Origin of the sequence: Sphingomonas sediminicola (assembly GCF_014489515.1) — a bacterium.
Taxonomy (GTDB): Bacteria; Pseudomonadota; Alphaproteobacteria; order Sphingomonadales; family Sphingomonadaceae; genus Sphingomicrobium; species Sphingomicrobium sediminicola.
The window spans coordinates 162,811-175,684 of record NZ_CP060782.1 but is presented as its reverse complement, the minus strand read 5'-3'; the positions used below and the strand labels follow the sequence as shown (position 1 = coordinate 175,684).

The window sequence follows — 12,874 nt, the reverse complement described above, 5'->3', positions numbered from 1 at the left end:
CTTACTGGGCGACCGGAACCTCGAGCTTCTGCTCGACGGCCGGCTCATCCTTCGGTTGCGGCACGGTGCGGAGGTACGGCTTCAGCGTCTTCCAACCGCCCGGGAATTTCTCGCGAGCCGCCTCGTCGGACAACGACGGCACGATGATGCAGTCCTCGCCCTGCTTCCAGTTCACCGGCGTCGCGACCGAATGCTTTGCCGTGATCTGGATGGAATCGAGCAGTCGAAGAACCTCGTCGAAGTTACGCCCGGAGCTCATCGGATAGATGAGCATCGCCTTGATGAGCTTGTCGGGCCCGACGATGTAGACCGTGCGGACGGTCGCATTGGTTGCCGCGGTCCGGCCCTCCGACGTCTCGCCGGCGTCGGCGGGAAGCATGTTGTAAAGCTTGGCGACCTTGAGGTCGTGGTCGCCGATCATCGGGAAGTTCACGTCGTTGCCGGTGACGTCCTTGATGTCGCGCGCCCAGCCTTCGTGATCGCCGACCTTGTCGACCGAAAGGCCGATGACCTTGGTGTTGCGCTTGGCGAACTCGTCGGCCAGCCCGGCCATGTAGCCCAGCTCGGTCGTGCAGACCGGCGTGTAGTCCTTCGGATGGGAGAACAGGATGGCATAGCTGTCGCCGATCCAGTCATGGAATCGGATGGGGCCCTGCGTCGTTTCTGCCGTGAAATCCGGCGCGACGCTGCCAATGGATAGGGTCATTGATGCCTCCCGATGAGTCGTGACGGCAAGTCCCATACTCTCATAGCAAGTCGGGTTCGAGACTCTCAGGATGCTCGAGCCAGTCAGGCGGCGTCAGTCCCTTGGAACGAAGGAATTCCGGGTTGAACAGCCGCGACTGGTAGCGGGTCGCGGGGTCGCAAAGAACGGTGACGATGGTCTTGCCGGGCCCGAGCTTGCGGGCGAGGCGGACTGCTCCGGAGACGTTCACGCCCGTCGAAAGGCCGACATTGAGCCCTTCGTCCCGAATGAGGCGCAAGGTGGTCTCGAGGCTCTCCTGGTCCTGAATGAGGAAAGCGTCGTCGACGCTGAGGCCCTCGAGATTTGCGGTCACCCGGCCCTGCCCGATCCCTTCGGTGATCGAGCTTCCCTCAGCCTTGAGTTCGCCCGTCGTGTAATAGCTGTAGAGCGCTGCGCCGGGGATGTCCGCGATAGCGATCGCAACGTGCGGCTTGCGCTCCCGAAGCGCGATCGCGGTGCCGGCGAGCGTTCCGCCGGTGCCGACCGCGCTGACGAATCCGTCGACCTTGCCGTCGGTCTGGGCCCAGATCTCCGGCCCTGTCGTCCGGACGTGCACGTTGCGGTTGGCGACATTGTCGAACTGGTTGGCGAAGATCGCTCCCTGCGCGTGCGCCTTCGCAAGGCGCTCTGCCATGCGGGCGGCGACCTTCACGTAATTATTGTCGTTTCGGTACGGCACGGCCGGCACTTCGACCAAGGTCGCCCCAAGCGATCGCAGCGTGTCCTTCTTTTCCTGGCTCTGCGTCTCGGGAATGACGATGACCGTCTTCATTCCGAGCGCATTGCCGACGACGGTCAGGCCAATACCCGTATTGCCCGCGGTTCCCTCGACGATCATGCCGCCTGGACGAAGCTGGCCTTTATCGATGGCGTCGGTGACGATGCCCAGTGCCGCCCGGTCCTTCACCGAGTGGCCGGGATTCATGAACTCCGCCTTCCGAGGATCGTGCAGCCCGTCTCTTCGGAAGCGCGGCGGAGCTTGATCAACGGCGTGTTGCCGATCGCGGCGAGGACGGTTTCGCGAATGTCCATGCGGCGCGCTGTACAGATTCAGCCGATGCGGCGGTAGCGCAGATAATAGGGCCGCCGACCCTCGCGCCGGGACTTGGCGCCGTAGCGTGTCTCGATCCAGCCGCCGGACGGTTCGAGGAAATCCTTGGGCGTCCTCGCCAGCCATTCGAACTGCTGCTGATGCCCATGCCGCTGCATCACCATCAGCGCCCAGTTGAGATAAGTCGGGTCGTCGGTCGCCAACCGGAACTCGCCGCCCGGCTTCAACTTCGCCGCGAATAGGTCGACCGGCCCGTCGTTGACCATCCGTCGCTTGGCGTGACGCGCCTTCGGCCAGGGATCGGGGTGCAGCAAATAGATGAAGCTCAGCGCTCTGTCGGGCACGCGCCGGAGGACTTCGAGCGCATCGCCCTTCCAAAGGCGAACATTGGTCAGATGCTGGTCGCGGACGTGGCCGAGCGCGGTCGCGACACCGTTGAGGAACGGCTCGCAGCCAATGAACGCGTGATTGGGCAACAGATCGGCGCGGTAGACGAGATGTTCGCCCGACCCGAAGCCGATCTCGAAGTGAAGCGGACGATCCTCGCCGAACAGGCGGGCCGATGTGACCTCGCCCTCGGCCGGAACCTCGATCTGCGGCAGTAGCCGGTCGACAAGGTCCTGCTGGCCCTTTCGCAGCTTATGCCCGCTCACTCGCCCGTAGAGACGGTTCAGGGTCGTCGGGTCGCCCGCCTTGTGCGCAGTCATGCCGTTCCGCCTAAACGCGCAATCTTTGGTTCAGCAAGGGCGGCGGAGATTCGCGGAATGAACAAGTCGCTCCTTTTCCTCTCGCTCGTTGCGACGGCCGCTCCTGCGCAGGCAACCGGCGGTCTCGCCTGCCGAACTTCCGGAGCGCGTCCAATTGAGGTCTCGCTGGTCATCGGCCATTCCGCCGTCCAATCGATGGTTTCTGCCCGCCTTCGCGACAATGACCGCGACGTGCGCGTGGTGATCGCCCAATCATGGCTCGATCCATCGGAACTGCGCATCGATCTGGTGGACCCGAATGCGATGCGCCGCGAGGCGCGCCTGCTGGCGAAGAAGAACGGGCGCTTCTACGATGGATCGATCTGGCGAGGCGGGCAGCGCCGCTGGGTGCGCTGCCGCGAAGCCTAGGCGGCGACGGCCGCCTTGAGGTCGTCGACCAGGTCCGTCTTCTCCCACGGGAAGAAGTCGCCTTCGGGCTTGCGGCCGAAGTGGCCATAAGCTGCCGTCGCCTGGTAGATCGGCTTGTTGAGCGCGAGGTGCGTACGGATGCCGCGAGGCGTCAGCCCGCCGAGCTTCTCGATCTTGCCGATTGCCTGCTCCAACTGCTCGTCACCGACCGTGCCGGTGCCGTGCGTGTCGACATAGAGCGACAGCGGCTTGGACACGCCGATCGCGTAGGCGAGCTGGATCGTGCAGCGCTTGGCAAAGCCGGCCGCGACGATGTTCTTGGCGAGGTAGCGCGCGGCATAGGCAGCCGAGCGGTCGACCTTGGTCGGATCCTTGCCCGAGAAAGCGCCACCGCCGTGCGGAGCCGCACCGCCATAGGTGTCGACGATGATCTTGCGTCCGGTTAGGCCGGCGTCCCCGTCAGGCCCGCCGATCTCGAAACTGCCGGTCGGGTTGATGTGATAGACGGTCTCGTTGCCGAGAAGCTCCGCCGGGATAACATCGGCCACGACTGCCTTGACGTAGGCGTGCAACTCGGCCTGCTTTTCGCCTTTGTCGTAACCAGGTTTGTGCTGGGTCGAGACGACGATGGCCGTCGCCTTCGCAGGCTTTCCATCCTCGAAGCGCAAGGTAACCTGGCTCTTCGCGTCGGGCTCGAGAAAGGGAGCCGCGCCAGAATGGCGGTCAGCGGCCATCCGCTCGAGAATATGATGGCTGTAGTAAAGGGTCGCCGGCATCAGCTCCGGCGTCTCGTCGACCGCGAAGCCGAACATGATTCCCTGGTCGCCCGCGCCCTCATCCTTGTCCTCCGCCGCGTCGACGCCCTGGGCGATATGCGCCGACTGGCCATGAAGGTGATTCTCGAAGCTGGCGGTCTGCCAGTGGAAGCCCGCCTGTTCATAGCCGATCCGCTTCACGGTGTTGCGGACGATCTGTTCGATCTCATCACGCGCGCCGGGCGCCCAGCCGTGCGTGTCCTTGAACCGTTCCTCGTCATAGACTGGTGGGCAACGGATCTCGCCGCCAATCACGATCCGCTGAGTTGTGACCAGCGTCTCGCAGGCGACGCGCGATTCGGGGTCATGGCCGATGAAATAGTCCACCAAAGCGTCGCTGATCTGATCTGCGACCTTGTCGGGATGGCCCTCGGAAACGGATTCGGAGGTGAAGAGGTAGGAGTTGCGCATGGTTTGGTTGAAGTCCTTGCGAGTCTGGGCCGGCTGGGCCGGAACCTCATATAAAGAATGCTTTATGTGTTCCGCCGATAGCGCCCCGCCCGTCCGAGGGCAATGCCCGCGATGACGAGCGCGAACCCGAGAAGCAAGGGTATGACATTGCCGTATCGGGCGAAGAAAGTCGGGTTTGCGGCAGGCAGCGGCAAAGCGGCGTCGAAGAAGGCCGCCTCTCGCCAAGGAAGCGATTTTACGACCTGCCCGTGAGCATCGACCAAGGCGCTGATCCCGGTCGGGGTCGAGCGGATGACCGGGATTCCCTCTTCGGCCGCCCGCAAACGCGCCTGGGCAAGGTGCTGGGGTGGTCCCCAGGAACCGAACCAGGCATCGTTAGACGGATTGAAGATGAAGTCCGGCCGGTTGCGGCGGTCAACGACCTCGCCCGAGAAGATGATCTCGTAGCAAAGCTGGAAGCCGACCTTGCCCCAGCCCGGCAATGCAACTGTTCGCGGGCCGGGCCCCGACGCGAAATCGACGTCGCCCGGAGCGAGCCGCGAGAGGCCGATCGACGAGAGCAAAGGCCGCATCGGCAGATACTCGCCGTAGGGAACGAGGTGTGCCTTGTCGTAGCGCGCCGCCAATCTGGCACCCTGCCCGAAGACGAACACGCTGTTCGCCGCTCCGGTGACATTGATCCCATCCTTCGAAAACAGCGCAATGCCGCCTGTCAGCAGATATTCGCCCGGCCCGACAACCGACGCAGCGCGCGCCTGCTCGAAGGCGGCGTAGGCCTGATAGGGACCCCGCGCGCATCCTGCAGTGGATTGGTGACTGCCGCTTCAGGCCAGAAAAGCAGGCGCGGGTGAGCGCCGCCGGGCTTCAGCGAAAGCTGCGCGAGACGCTGGTTGGCGATTTCGGAAAAGCCCGGCCGCCATTTGTCCTGCTGACCGATGTTCGGCTGCACGACCCGGATCGGTCGAATGTTTTGCGGATGATCCGGAACGTCGGGCCTCGGCAGGAAATGCAGTGCCAGCAGGACCGCTGCGATACCACCGGCAACGCGCCATTCCCGGCGAACCAGCAGCCAGACCAGGCCGCCCGCGAGGACGACCAGCAGGGACAGACCGTAGGTCCCGATCGTCGCGGTCGCATTGAGCAGATGTGTGTCATCGAAGGTGGCGGCGACCGGATTCCAGGGGAAACCAGTGAAAATGCCACCGCGCAGCCATTCGGTGATCGCCCAAGCTCCGGCGAGGCAGAGCACGAGCGCAATCGGCCGGCTGCGGCCAAACGTCCAGGCAATGCCGACGGCGAGCATAGGATAGACCGCGAGGTAGAGTGACAGGAGCACTACGGCGATCCAGCCGAGCCATGCGGGCATGGCCGCCTGGTAGGTGAAGGCCGTCGCGATCCAGTTCAGGCCGATCACGAATTGGCCGAGGCCGAACAGCCAGCCGATGAGAAGAGCGCGCTTCAACTTGGCGTCGCGCGAAAGCAATTCGCAAAGCAGCGCAATCGCGATGGGCATCAGCGGCCAGAGACCAACCGGCTGAAAGGCGAATGCGGAAACCGCACCGGCAACGAACGCGACGAGGAAAAGCATCCGCTGCTCGCTAGCCGCTACTCTCGTTCGCCGAAAGTCTGGACAGCATTGAGCCGGGCGCGCACGAGAGAGCAATGACGCTTCCACCCTTTCATCTCGCATTCCCGGTAGACGATCTGGCGGCGGCGCGCCGATTCTATGGCGGCCTTCTCGGCTGCGCTGAAGGGCGGAGCGCCGATCATTGGGTCGACTTCGACCTGCACGGCCATCAGATCGTCGCGCATCTTGCGCCCGATGCGGTTCGTGCCCGTGCAAGCAATCCGGTCGACGGCGAGGACGTTCCCGTGCCCCACTTCGGGCTCGTCCTGGCGATGGCCGACTGGAAGGCGCTGGCCGACCGGCTTCGCTCGGCGGGCACGAAATTCGTGATCGAACCGACGGTTCGCTTCGAAGGCCAGCCCGGCGAGCAGGCGACCATGTTCCTGCTCGATCCTGCGGGCAATGCTCTCGAATTCAAGGCGATGGCCGACCCGGCCAAGCTGTTCGCGAAGAACTAGCGCTCTTCGCCTTCGGGCGCATGAAGGCGCGCGCGGACGATGCGCTTCGGGTCCGCCGCAATGGATTCGAGGCGCCAGCCGCTTGGATGGCAGACGGATTCGCCCGGCGGGATGATGTGACCCGCAAGCAGGAACATCAGTCCGCCCAAAGTATCGACCTCATCCTCTTCCCATGTGAGACGCGGATCGACCGCCTTCGCAAGTTCGTCCAGCTCGATCCGGGCGTCGGCTTCCCAAACACCGTCGTCGAGCATGGTCAGCATGCCCGCTTGCTCGATGTCGTGCTCGTCCTCGATGTCCCCGACGATCTCCTCGACCACGTCCTCGATTGTGACCAGGCCTTCGGTTCCGCCGAACTCGTCGACGACGATTGCGAGGTGCATGCGCTGGGCTCGCATCCGGGCGAGCAGATCGAGCACGCCCATCGATTCCGGGATGAAGAGCGGCTCGCGCATGAGAGCGCGCACTGAGCGGTCGCGTTCAAGATCGACGGAAACCTTGAAGACGTCCTTGATGTGAATCATGCCGACCACCTCGTCGAGGCTCTCCCCATAGACGGGCAGCCGGCTGTGCTCCGCGTCCGCGAACGCGCGGACCAGGTCATCGAAACCAATCGTCGAGGGCACGGCGATCATGTCGCCGCGGGTTACGCAGATGTCGCCCGCAGTCCGCTCCCCGAAGTGAAGCAGGTTGCGGAGCATCTGGCGCTCGGTCGGGCTGAGGTCGCCTGCGATGGAGCGCGAGGCGCCGCCCTCCTCCGCTTCGTCGATCGCTTCCTCGATCTCGTCGCGAAGCGTCTGTTCGCTGCCCTCGCCGAAGATCAGCGAGCGCATGCCTCGCCATAATCGGGAGCCGCCTTCATCGTGACGAGTCGCCATCAGTGGCCGCCCTCATAAGGGTCGGCGATGCCGAGGCGGGCAAGCGCCCGTACCTCGCGGCCTTCCATGTCGGCTGCCTCGTCATAGTCGTGATGATCATAGCCGAGCAGATGCAGCGTCCCGTGCACGAGAAGGTGCGCCGCGTGGGTTTCGACCGGGATAGCCTTCTCAGCCGCCTCACGCTCGCAGACGCCGCGGGCGAGGACGATGTCGCCGAGCATCAGTTCGGGGCCTTCGCCTTCGGAGCTTCCTAGATCGTCGGCTTCCGCGAGCGGAAACGACAGCACGTTTGTCGGCTTGTCCTTGCCGCGCCACTCGGCATTGAGCGCGCGAACCTGCTCGTCGCTGGTCAGCCGGACGGAGAGCTCGACCGGTCGGGCACCGGCGGCAAGCTGCGGGAATGCGCTTTCGGCAACGGCGGATTCGGCGGCACGGCGGACGAGCAGCGTCCAGTCGATGCTACTGTCCCACTCCGCGTCGGCTTCTATGTCGATGTCGAGCATCATCCGCGCATCAGGCCCTTGGGCCTTCATAAGCCTCGACGATGCGTCCGACCAGCGGATGGCGCACCACGTCGGCGGCGGAGAAGCGGACGACCTCGATCCCTTGATGCCTTCGAGCTTTCCGACGCCGTCATTGAGGCCGGAAGTCACACCGTTCGGAAGGTCGGTCTGGTGCGGGTCGCCGCAGATCACCATCCGGCTGCGCATGCCAAAGCGGGTCAGGAACATCTTCATCTGCTGAGGCGTGGTGTTCTGCGCCTCGTCGAGGATGATGAAGGCATCGTTCAGGGTACGGCCGCGCATGAAGGCGATCGGCGCAATCTCGATCTCGCCCGACGCGATGCGGCGCTCGACCTGCTCGGTCGGGAGCATGTCGTAGAGGGCGTCGTAGAGCGGGCGGAGATAGGGATCGACCTTCTCCTTCATGTCGCCGGGAAGGAAACCGAGCCGCTCGCCAGCCTCTACGGCCGGACGCGACAGGATGAGCCGATCGACCGAACCGGTGATGAGCTGCGAAACAGCCTGGGCGACGGCGAGATAGGTCTTGCCGGTACCCGCCGGGCCAAGCGCGAAGATCATCTCGTCGCGCGCCAGCGCTTCCATGTAGGTCGTCTGGGTCGTGGAGCGCGGGACGATCGTCTTCTTGCGCGTGCGGATCATCACCCGGGGTGGAGAGGCGACTTCCTCGTTGATGATGCCGTCGAGGTTCGGCTGGACGGCCATGCCAAGCACGGCTTCGACCGCCTCAGCATCGACATCATGGCCTTGGTCGAGCCGGTTATAGAGGCCCATGAGCACTTCGCGAGCGCGCGCCGCGGCATCAGCATCGCCCTCGATCTGGACCCGGTTTCCGCGCGCCGAAATGTGCACGCCGAGGCGCTGCTCGATGGTGATCAGGTGGCGGTCGTAGTCGCCGAAGAGCGGACCGAGCAGGTAGGGCTGCTCAAACTCCAGTTCGAGGCGGGCGCGGCCGGCGTCGTTGGCGACGGCGGCCGGTTCGCGGCGGGCCATCAGGCGGCCACCTTCGTGATGAGCGAACCAGTCATGCTGTTCGGACCGGCGGCCGCTAGCGTGACGCGAACCACGTCACCCGGCACCGCGTCCGTCTCGACGTGGACCGACTGAAGCCAGGGAGAGCGGCCAATCATCTGGCCCGCATATCTGCCGCGACGTTCGATCAGGACCTCTGTCTCTTTTCCGATGCTCGCCCGGTTGAACGCGGTCTGGTGCGTGTTGATCCGATCATGCAGCCGTTGAAGCCGCTCATCCATCAGCTCGGGCGCGATCTGGTCCTCCATCGTGGCGGCGGGCGTGCCCGGCCGCGGGCTATACTTGAACGAATAAGCGGATGCGTAGCCCACCTCGTCAACGAGATTCAGCGTGGCGGTGAAATCTTCTTCCGTTTCGCCCGGGAAGCCGACGATGAAGTCGCCGGACAAGGCGATGTCGGGCCGGGCCTCGCGCACCTTTGCCAGTATCGCGAGATATGTTTCAGCCGTGTGGCTGCGGTTCATCGCCTTGAGGATGCGATTGCTTCCCGACTGCACGGGGAGGTGCAGGTAGGGCATCAGCTTTTCTACCTCACCATGCGCCTCGATCAGAGAGTCGGTCATGTCGGCCGGGTGGCTGGTCGTGTAGCGGATGCGCTCCAGCCCATCGATACGGTCCAGCTCCCGGATCAACTCGGCCAGCCCGCGATCCCCTTCAGTCCAGGCATTCACGTTCTGCCCGAGCAGCACGATCTCGCGGGCGCCGGACTCCACCAGTTCACACGCCTCGTTGACAATATCCGTCCACGGGCGAGAGATCTCCGCACCACGCGTGTAGGGCACGACGCAATAGGTACAGAACTTGTCGCAGCCTTCCTGCACGGTGAGGAACGAGCTGGGATTCGCGCGCCGCCGCTTCGGGAAGGCGTCGAACTTCGAAATCGCCGGCATCTCCGTGTCTACCGGACGAGCCCCGCGAACCGCGTCGGCGACCATCTCCGGAAGGCGGTGATAGGCTTGCGGACCGACCACCATGTCGATCATCGGCGAGCGCTTCCTGGCCTCGGCACCCTCGGCCTGGGCAACGCAGCCGGCCAGCGCGATCAGCGGCTTCGAGCCATCTTCGCGCCGCAAGCGGCCGACGTCCGAATAGGCCTTCTCGGCGGCCTTTTCGCGGATGTGACAGGTGTTGAGCACGACCAGGTCGGCGTCCTCGCCATCGGCGGCCGCGGTCAGGCCGTCGGCGCCAAGCAGCTCGGCCATGCGCTCGCCGTCGTAGACGTTCATCTGGCAGCCGAAGGATTTGACTCGAAAGGTTTTTGGAACGGAATTCATCTGTGGTCCGGGTATAGGGGAGCCGAGCCGCGACTTGAAGCGAGGGTTTCGGCTATCGCGTCGCGCGCCTTCTGCGCCAACGCCTTGCGGTCGCTAGTCCGATCGAGCGGCGGAAGCAAATGGACGATCACCGGCAAGGTGCCCTTCCTCCGAGGATACGAAGCACGTTCTCCTTGCCACTCTCGCCATGCCAGCCCACCTCGGTCGCAGCAGGTCCGTAATCCAGGACCACCGGCCTGATCTGCACGTTCGCCGATGCGTAGGACGTCGCTTCCAGGAGCGACGAGCGAAACGGAAGCAGATGATCTCCCGGGCCGGTTGTCCCCTCCGGAAACAGGGCGATCGGCTGGGCTCGCTCGGCGGCGCGGGCAATGGCCATGGCCTGGTCCCTCGAGCCCTTGCGGTCCTCGCGGCGCACGTAAAGCGTGTGGTTCTGATCGGCGAGCCAGTGGATCACGCCATGCCCGAGATTGTCCTTCGAGACGAACGCCGTCCCGGTCGTTCCGCCAAGAATCAATATGTCGAGCCAGCTGACGTGATTGCTGATCAGCAAAGTGTGCGGATCGAGTGCATCGCCGATGACAATTGGCCGGGCACCCACGATGCGCGCGGCGATCCCAAGGAACCGCTTCGGCCAAGCCGACTTGCCAAGGAGATGCTTGGTCGCGACATGGATCGGGCAGATGACTGCAAAAAGCAGCAGAAGCAGAAGGCTGCGGATTGCGGCCCGGAGCTGTGAGCTTTCGGTCTCGCTCTTAGCGGTTGCGGTCGAGTGCGACGCCGTAAAGCTCCATGCGATGGTCGACGAGGCGGAAGCCGAGCTTCTCCGCGATCCGTCTCTGAAGCGCTTCGAGCTCTTCATCGACGAACTCAATGACGTTCCCGGTCTCGACGTCGATCAAATGGTCGTGGTGCGCATCCGAAGCGGCTTCGTAGCGCGAACGTCCGTCGCCGAATTCGTGGCGCTCCAGGATGCCCGCTTCTTCGAACAGCCGAACCGTCCGGTACACGGTCGCGATCGAGATTTTCGGATCGACCGCCGCGGCGCGCTCGTGCAGCGTCTCGACGTCGGGATGGTCTTCGGCTTCCGACAGGATCTGAGCAATGACGCGGCGCTGCTCGGTGATCCGCAGGCCCTTGTCGGCACAGAGGGCCTCGATATCGATCTTCCGGGTCATGTTATTCAGTTAAGGCGCGCATGCCGCAGCGTCAAAGGAAAGGGAGCGGTCGCCCCGCTCCCTTCGTAATTCAACCCGCTTTCCGGCCACGCGGCTTGCGACGCTTGGTGCCGAGCCCAATCGACTTGGCGAGCGTCCGGCGCTGTTCGGCGTAATTCGGAGCAACCATCGGGTAGTCGGCTGCAAGTCCCCACTTCTGCCTGTATTCGTCGGGAGTCATTCCGTGGTTGGTCATGAGATGCCGTTTCAGCATCTTCTGCTTCTTACCGTCTTCAAGACAAACGATGTAATCCGGTTTTATCGAAGCGCGGATCGAGACTTTCGGCTCCGGCCTTGCTTCCGGCGCAGCGCGGCTTCCCGAAATTCCGGTAAGTGCGGAATGTACATTCTGGATCAGTTGAGGAAGATCGTTCACAGCGACGCTGTTGTTGCTGACATGCGCCGCGACGATGTCCGCAGTCAGAGTAAGCAGCGTGTCTTCCGCGTCTTCATTTCCGTTCATTTGAAGAATTCCCCGAGCAAGAGTTCGCACGAAAACGTAACAGGCGCGTACTTGTTCAAAACTAAGGGATGTCCCGTAGCGCCGCAATAGCAGCGGGCTAATGCTTCAGGTTAATCGTAGTTATATTTGACGGGATAATGTCAGCGCGTCGAACTCGCCGCCAAATCGTCCCCTGTAATATTTGCGGCGACGCCCAACCAACGCAAAACCGGCTGACCGATACATGATAACTGCCGGATTTCCTTCACGAACTTCCAAATGAACCCGGCTCGCACCATTATCGCGGGCTTGGCTGAGGAAATGGTCGAGAAGCATCTTCCCAATGCCCCTGCGGCGAAATTCCGGAGAGACCGCGAGCAAGAGCAATTCAGCTTCGTCGCTGATACCCCTCTGGAGCGAGAAGCCCGCGACCCTTCCGTCACCGAATCGCGCGATCATCAGGCTGACACCCGGCATCGGCAGGATTCCCGCGCATTGCGACCTCGTCCACGCTTCGCCGAAGCGATCGTCGAAGGCAGCATTCATGATCTCGATGACGGAATCGAGATCGGACGAACCGCCGGCGGCCAGCTGGAGTTCTGCGCTCGAGGCGGCTGTGGCGTTCATGCCGCGCTTCTCGCGCGGGCGTCCGGAGCACGCGCGTAAACCGGTCTTGGCGGAAACGACCGGAGCTCTTCTGGCAGGCGGAGCGCATTGCGCGCCGAAGGCAGCGCCTCAACGGCGCGACCACTTCCGCGCGCATCGACCAAGGCCCCTGCGCCGGGACCGATCACCAGCTCCGCACCGATGCAATCGGCGGCCTCGTCGGGCGGCAGGTTGAACATATCGGTCGTCGGCCGGAGCCTTGCGTCGAACTGCTGGACGAACAATTCGCCATGCCCACCATCGACAGCCGCTGCGACGTCGCCGTCTCCACTGTCACCGGCGGCAAGAAGCGCCAGCGACGACATTCCGCTCAACTCGCAATTCCAGGCGATGGCGAGGCCCTGCGCAGCGGCGATCCCGACGCGAATTCCGGTGAAGCTTCCCGGCCCGACGCCAACGAGGATCCCGTCCGCCTGGCGGCCGTCGAGCAGCTCGTCGAGCATCGGCACCAGCCGCTCGCTATGGCCGCGGCCAATCACTTCGTCTCGATGTGCAATGCACTGGCCGTCGCTGTCGAACAGCGCGGCGCTGCATGCTGCAGTCGATGTATCGATGGCCAAGATCACGTCCGATTCCCAACTCACCTGTCGGGAATGTGTTCACATGAACCCGAAGGGGCAAG

Annotated in this window: 15 protein-coding genes and 2 pseudogenes; 2 read left to right on the top strand and 15 right to left on the bottom strand. The window is 63.7% G+C overall.

What is annotated here, in order from left to right; all coding sequences use genetic code 11:
- Position 1 precedes the first annotated feature (1 nt).
- From H9L14_RS00950 to trmB, 3 genes and pseudogenes are all read right to left on the bottom strand, one after another.
- Positions 2–706 carry a peroxiredoxin gene (locus H9L14_RS00950; RefSeq protein ID WP_187708863.1) on the bottom strand — a complete coding sequence of 235 codons (705 nt, stop codon included), beginning with the start codon at positions 704–706 and terminating at the stop codon, positions 2–4.
- Between the two features lie 40 nt (positions 707–746).
- Positions 747–1,777 (bottom strand): annotated as a pseudogene (locus H9L14_RS00945) (cysteine synthase A).
- A gap of 18 nt (positions 1,778–1,795) precedes the next feature.
- On the bottom strand, positions 1,796–2,503 hold the full coding sequence (trmB, locus tag H9L14_RS00940) for a tRNA (guanosine(46)-N7)-methyltransferase TrmB (RefSeq protein WP_187708862.1): 708 nt from the start codon (positions 2,501–2,503) through the stop codon (positions 1,796–1,798).
- Between the two features lie 57 nt (positions 2,504–2,560).
- Here trmB and H9L14_RS00935 point away from each other — a divergent pair, with 57 nt between their 5' ends.
- The gene (locus tag H9L14_RS00935; RefSeq protein ID WP_187708861.1) at positions 2,561–2,911 is read left to right on the top strand and encodes a hypothetical protein; all 351 of its coding nucleotides are present in this window, start codon (positions 2,561–2,563) and stop codon (positions 2,909–2,911) included.
- On the opposite strand, the gene metK is transcribed toward H9L14_RS00935, so the two are convergent.
- The 3 genes from metK to H9L14_RS15340 all read right to left on the bottom strand — a co-directional run bounded on the left by metK (position 2,908) and on the right by H9L14_RS15340 (position 5,725).
- Positions 2,908–4,137 (bottom strand): methionine adenosyltransferase, encoded by a 1,230-nt coding sequence (metK, locus tag H9L14_RS00930; protein WP_187708860.1) that lies wholly within the window; start codon positions 4,135–4,137, stop codon positions 2,908–2,910. The two genes, H9L14_RS00935 and metK, sit on opposite strands and share 4 nt — an antisense overlap.
- 62 nt (positions 4,138–4,199) lie before the next feature.
- Positions 4,200–4,790 (bottom strand): apolipoprotein N-acyltransferase, encoded by a 591-nt coding sequence (locus tag H9L14_RS15345; RefSeq protein ID WP_246444308.1) that lies wholly within the window; start codon positions 4,788–4,790, stop codon positions 4,200–4,202.
- Positions 4,791–4,849: 59 nt separating this feature from the next.
- Positions 4,850–5,725 carry an apolipoprotein N-acyltransferase gene (locus H9L14_RS15340; RefSeq protein WP_246444305.1) on the bottom strand — a complete coding sequence of 292 codons (876 nt, stop codon included), beginning with the start codon at positions 5,723–5,725 and terminating at the stop codon, positions 4,850–4,852.
- A 74-nt stretch (positions 5,726–5,799) separates the two neighbouring features.
- On the opposite strand from H9L14_RS15340, the gene H9L14_RS00920 reads away from it, so the two are divergent.
- Positions 5,800–6,222, top strand: a complete 423-nt coding sequence (locus tag H9L14_RS00920; RefSeq protein WP_187708859.1) for a VOC family protein — start codon at positions 5,800–5,802, stop codon at positions 6,220–6,222.
- Here the strand turns inward: H9L14_RS00920 and H9L14_RS00915 are convergent.
- From H9L14_RS00915 to tsaB, 9 genes and pseudogenes are all read right to left on the bottom strand, one after another.
- A complete protein-coding gene (locus H9L14_RS00915; RefSeq protein ID WP_187708858.1) occupies positions 6,219–7,100 on the bottom strand; it encodes a hemolysin family protein in 882 nt (293 codons plus the stop codon). The genes H9L14_RS00920 and H9L14_RS00915 overlap by 4 nt on opposite strands.
- Complete coding sequence (gene ybeY / locus H9L14_RS00910; protein WP_222949956.1) at positions 7,100–7,603, bottom strand: rRNA maturation RNase YbeY; 504 nt, start codon at positions 7,601–7,603, stop codon at positions 7,100–7,102. The genes H9L14_RS00915 and ybeY overlap by 1 nt, the downstream gene beginning before the upstream one ends.
- 10 nt (positions 7,604–7,613) lie before the next feature.
- Positions 7,614–8,614: pseudogene (locus H9L14_RS00905) on the bottom strand (PhoH family protein).
- Positions 8,614–9,927 (bottom strand): tRNA (N6-isopentenyl adenosine(37)-C2)-methylthiotransferase MiaB, encoded by a 1,314-nt coding sequence (gene miaB / locus H9L14_RS00900; protein WP_187708856.1) that lies wholly within the window; start codon positions 9,925–9,927, stop codon positions 8,614–8,616. Before miaB ends, H9L14_RS00905 begins: the two are co-directional and overlap by 1 nt.
- Positions 9,928–10,054: 127 nt before the next feature.
- Positions 10,055–10,789, bottom strand: a complete 735-nt coding sequence (locus H9L14_RS00895) for a lysophospholipid acyltransferase family protein (protein ID WP_187708855.1) — start codon at positions 10,787–10,789, stop codon at positions 10,055–10,057.
- The gene (locus tag H9L14_RS00890) at positions 10,683–11,105 is read right to left on the bottom strand and encodes a Fur family transcriptional regulator (RefSeq protein ID WP_187708854.1); all 423 of its coding nucleotides are present in this window, start codon (positions 11,103–11,105) and stop codon (positions 10,683–10,685) included. The genes H9L14_RS00895 and H9L14_RS00890 overlap by 107 nt, the downstream gene beginning before the upstream one ends.
- A gap of 70 nt (positions 11,106–11,175) precedes the next feature.
- The gene (locus H9L14_RS00885; protein ID WP_187708853.1) at positions 11,176–11,607 is read right to left on the bottom strand and encodes a Ros/MucR family transcriptional regulator; all 432 of its coding nucleotides are present in this window, start codon (positions 11,605–11,607) and stop codon (positions 11,176–11,178) included.
- Positions 11,608–11,727: 120 nt separating this feature from the next.
- Complete coding sequence (locus H9L14_RS00880; protein WP_187708852.1) at positions 11,728–12,213, bottom strand: GNAT family N-acetyltransferase; 486 nt, start codon at positions 12,211–12,213, stop codon at positions 11,728–11,730.
- Positions 12,210–12,818 carry a tRNA (adenosine(37)-N6)-threonylcarbamoyltransferase complex dimerization subunit type 1 TsaB gene (gene tsaB / locus H9L14_RS00875; protein WP_187709812.1) on the bottom strand — a complete coding sequence of 203 codons (609 nt, stop codon included), beginning with the start codon at positions 12,816–12,818 and terminating at the stop codon, positions 12,210–12,212. Before tsaB ends, H9L14_RS00880 begins: the two co-directional genes overlap by 4 nt.
- Positions 12,819–12,874: the final 56 nt, after the last annotated feature.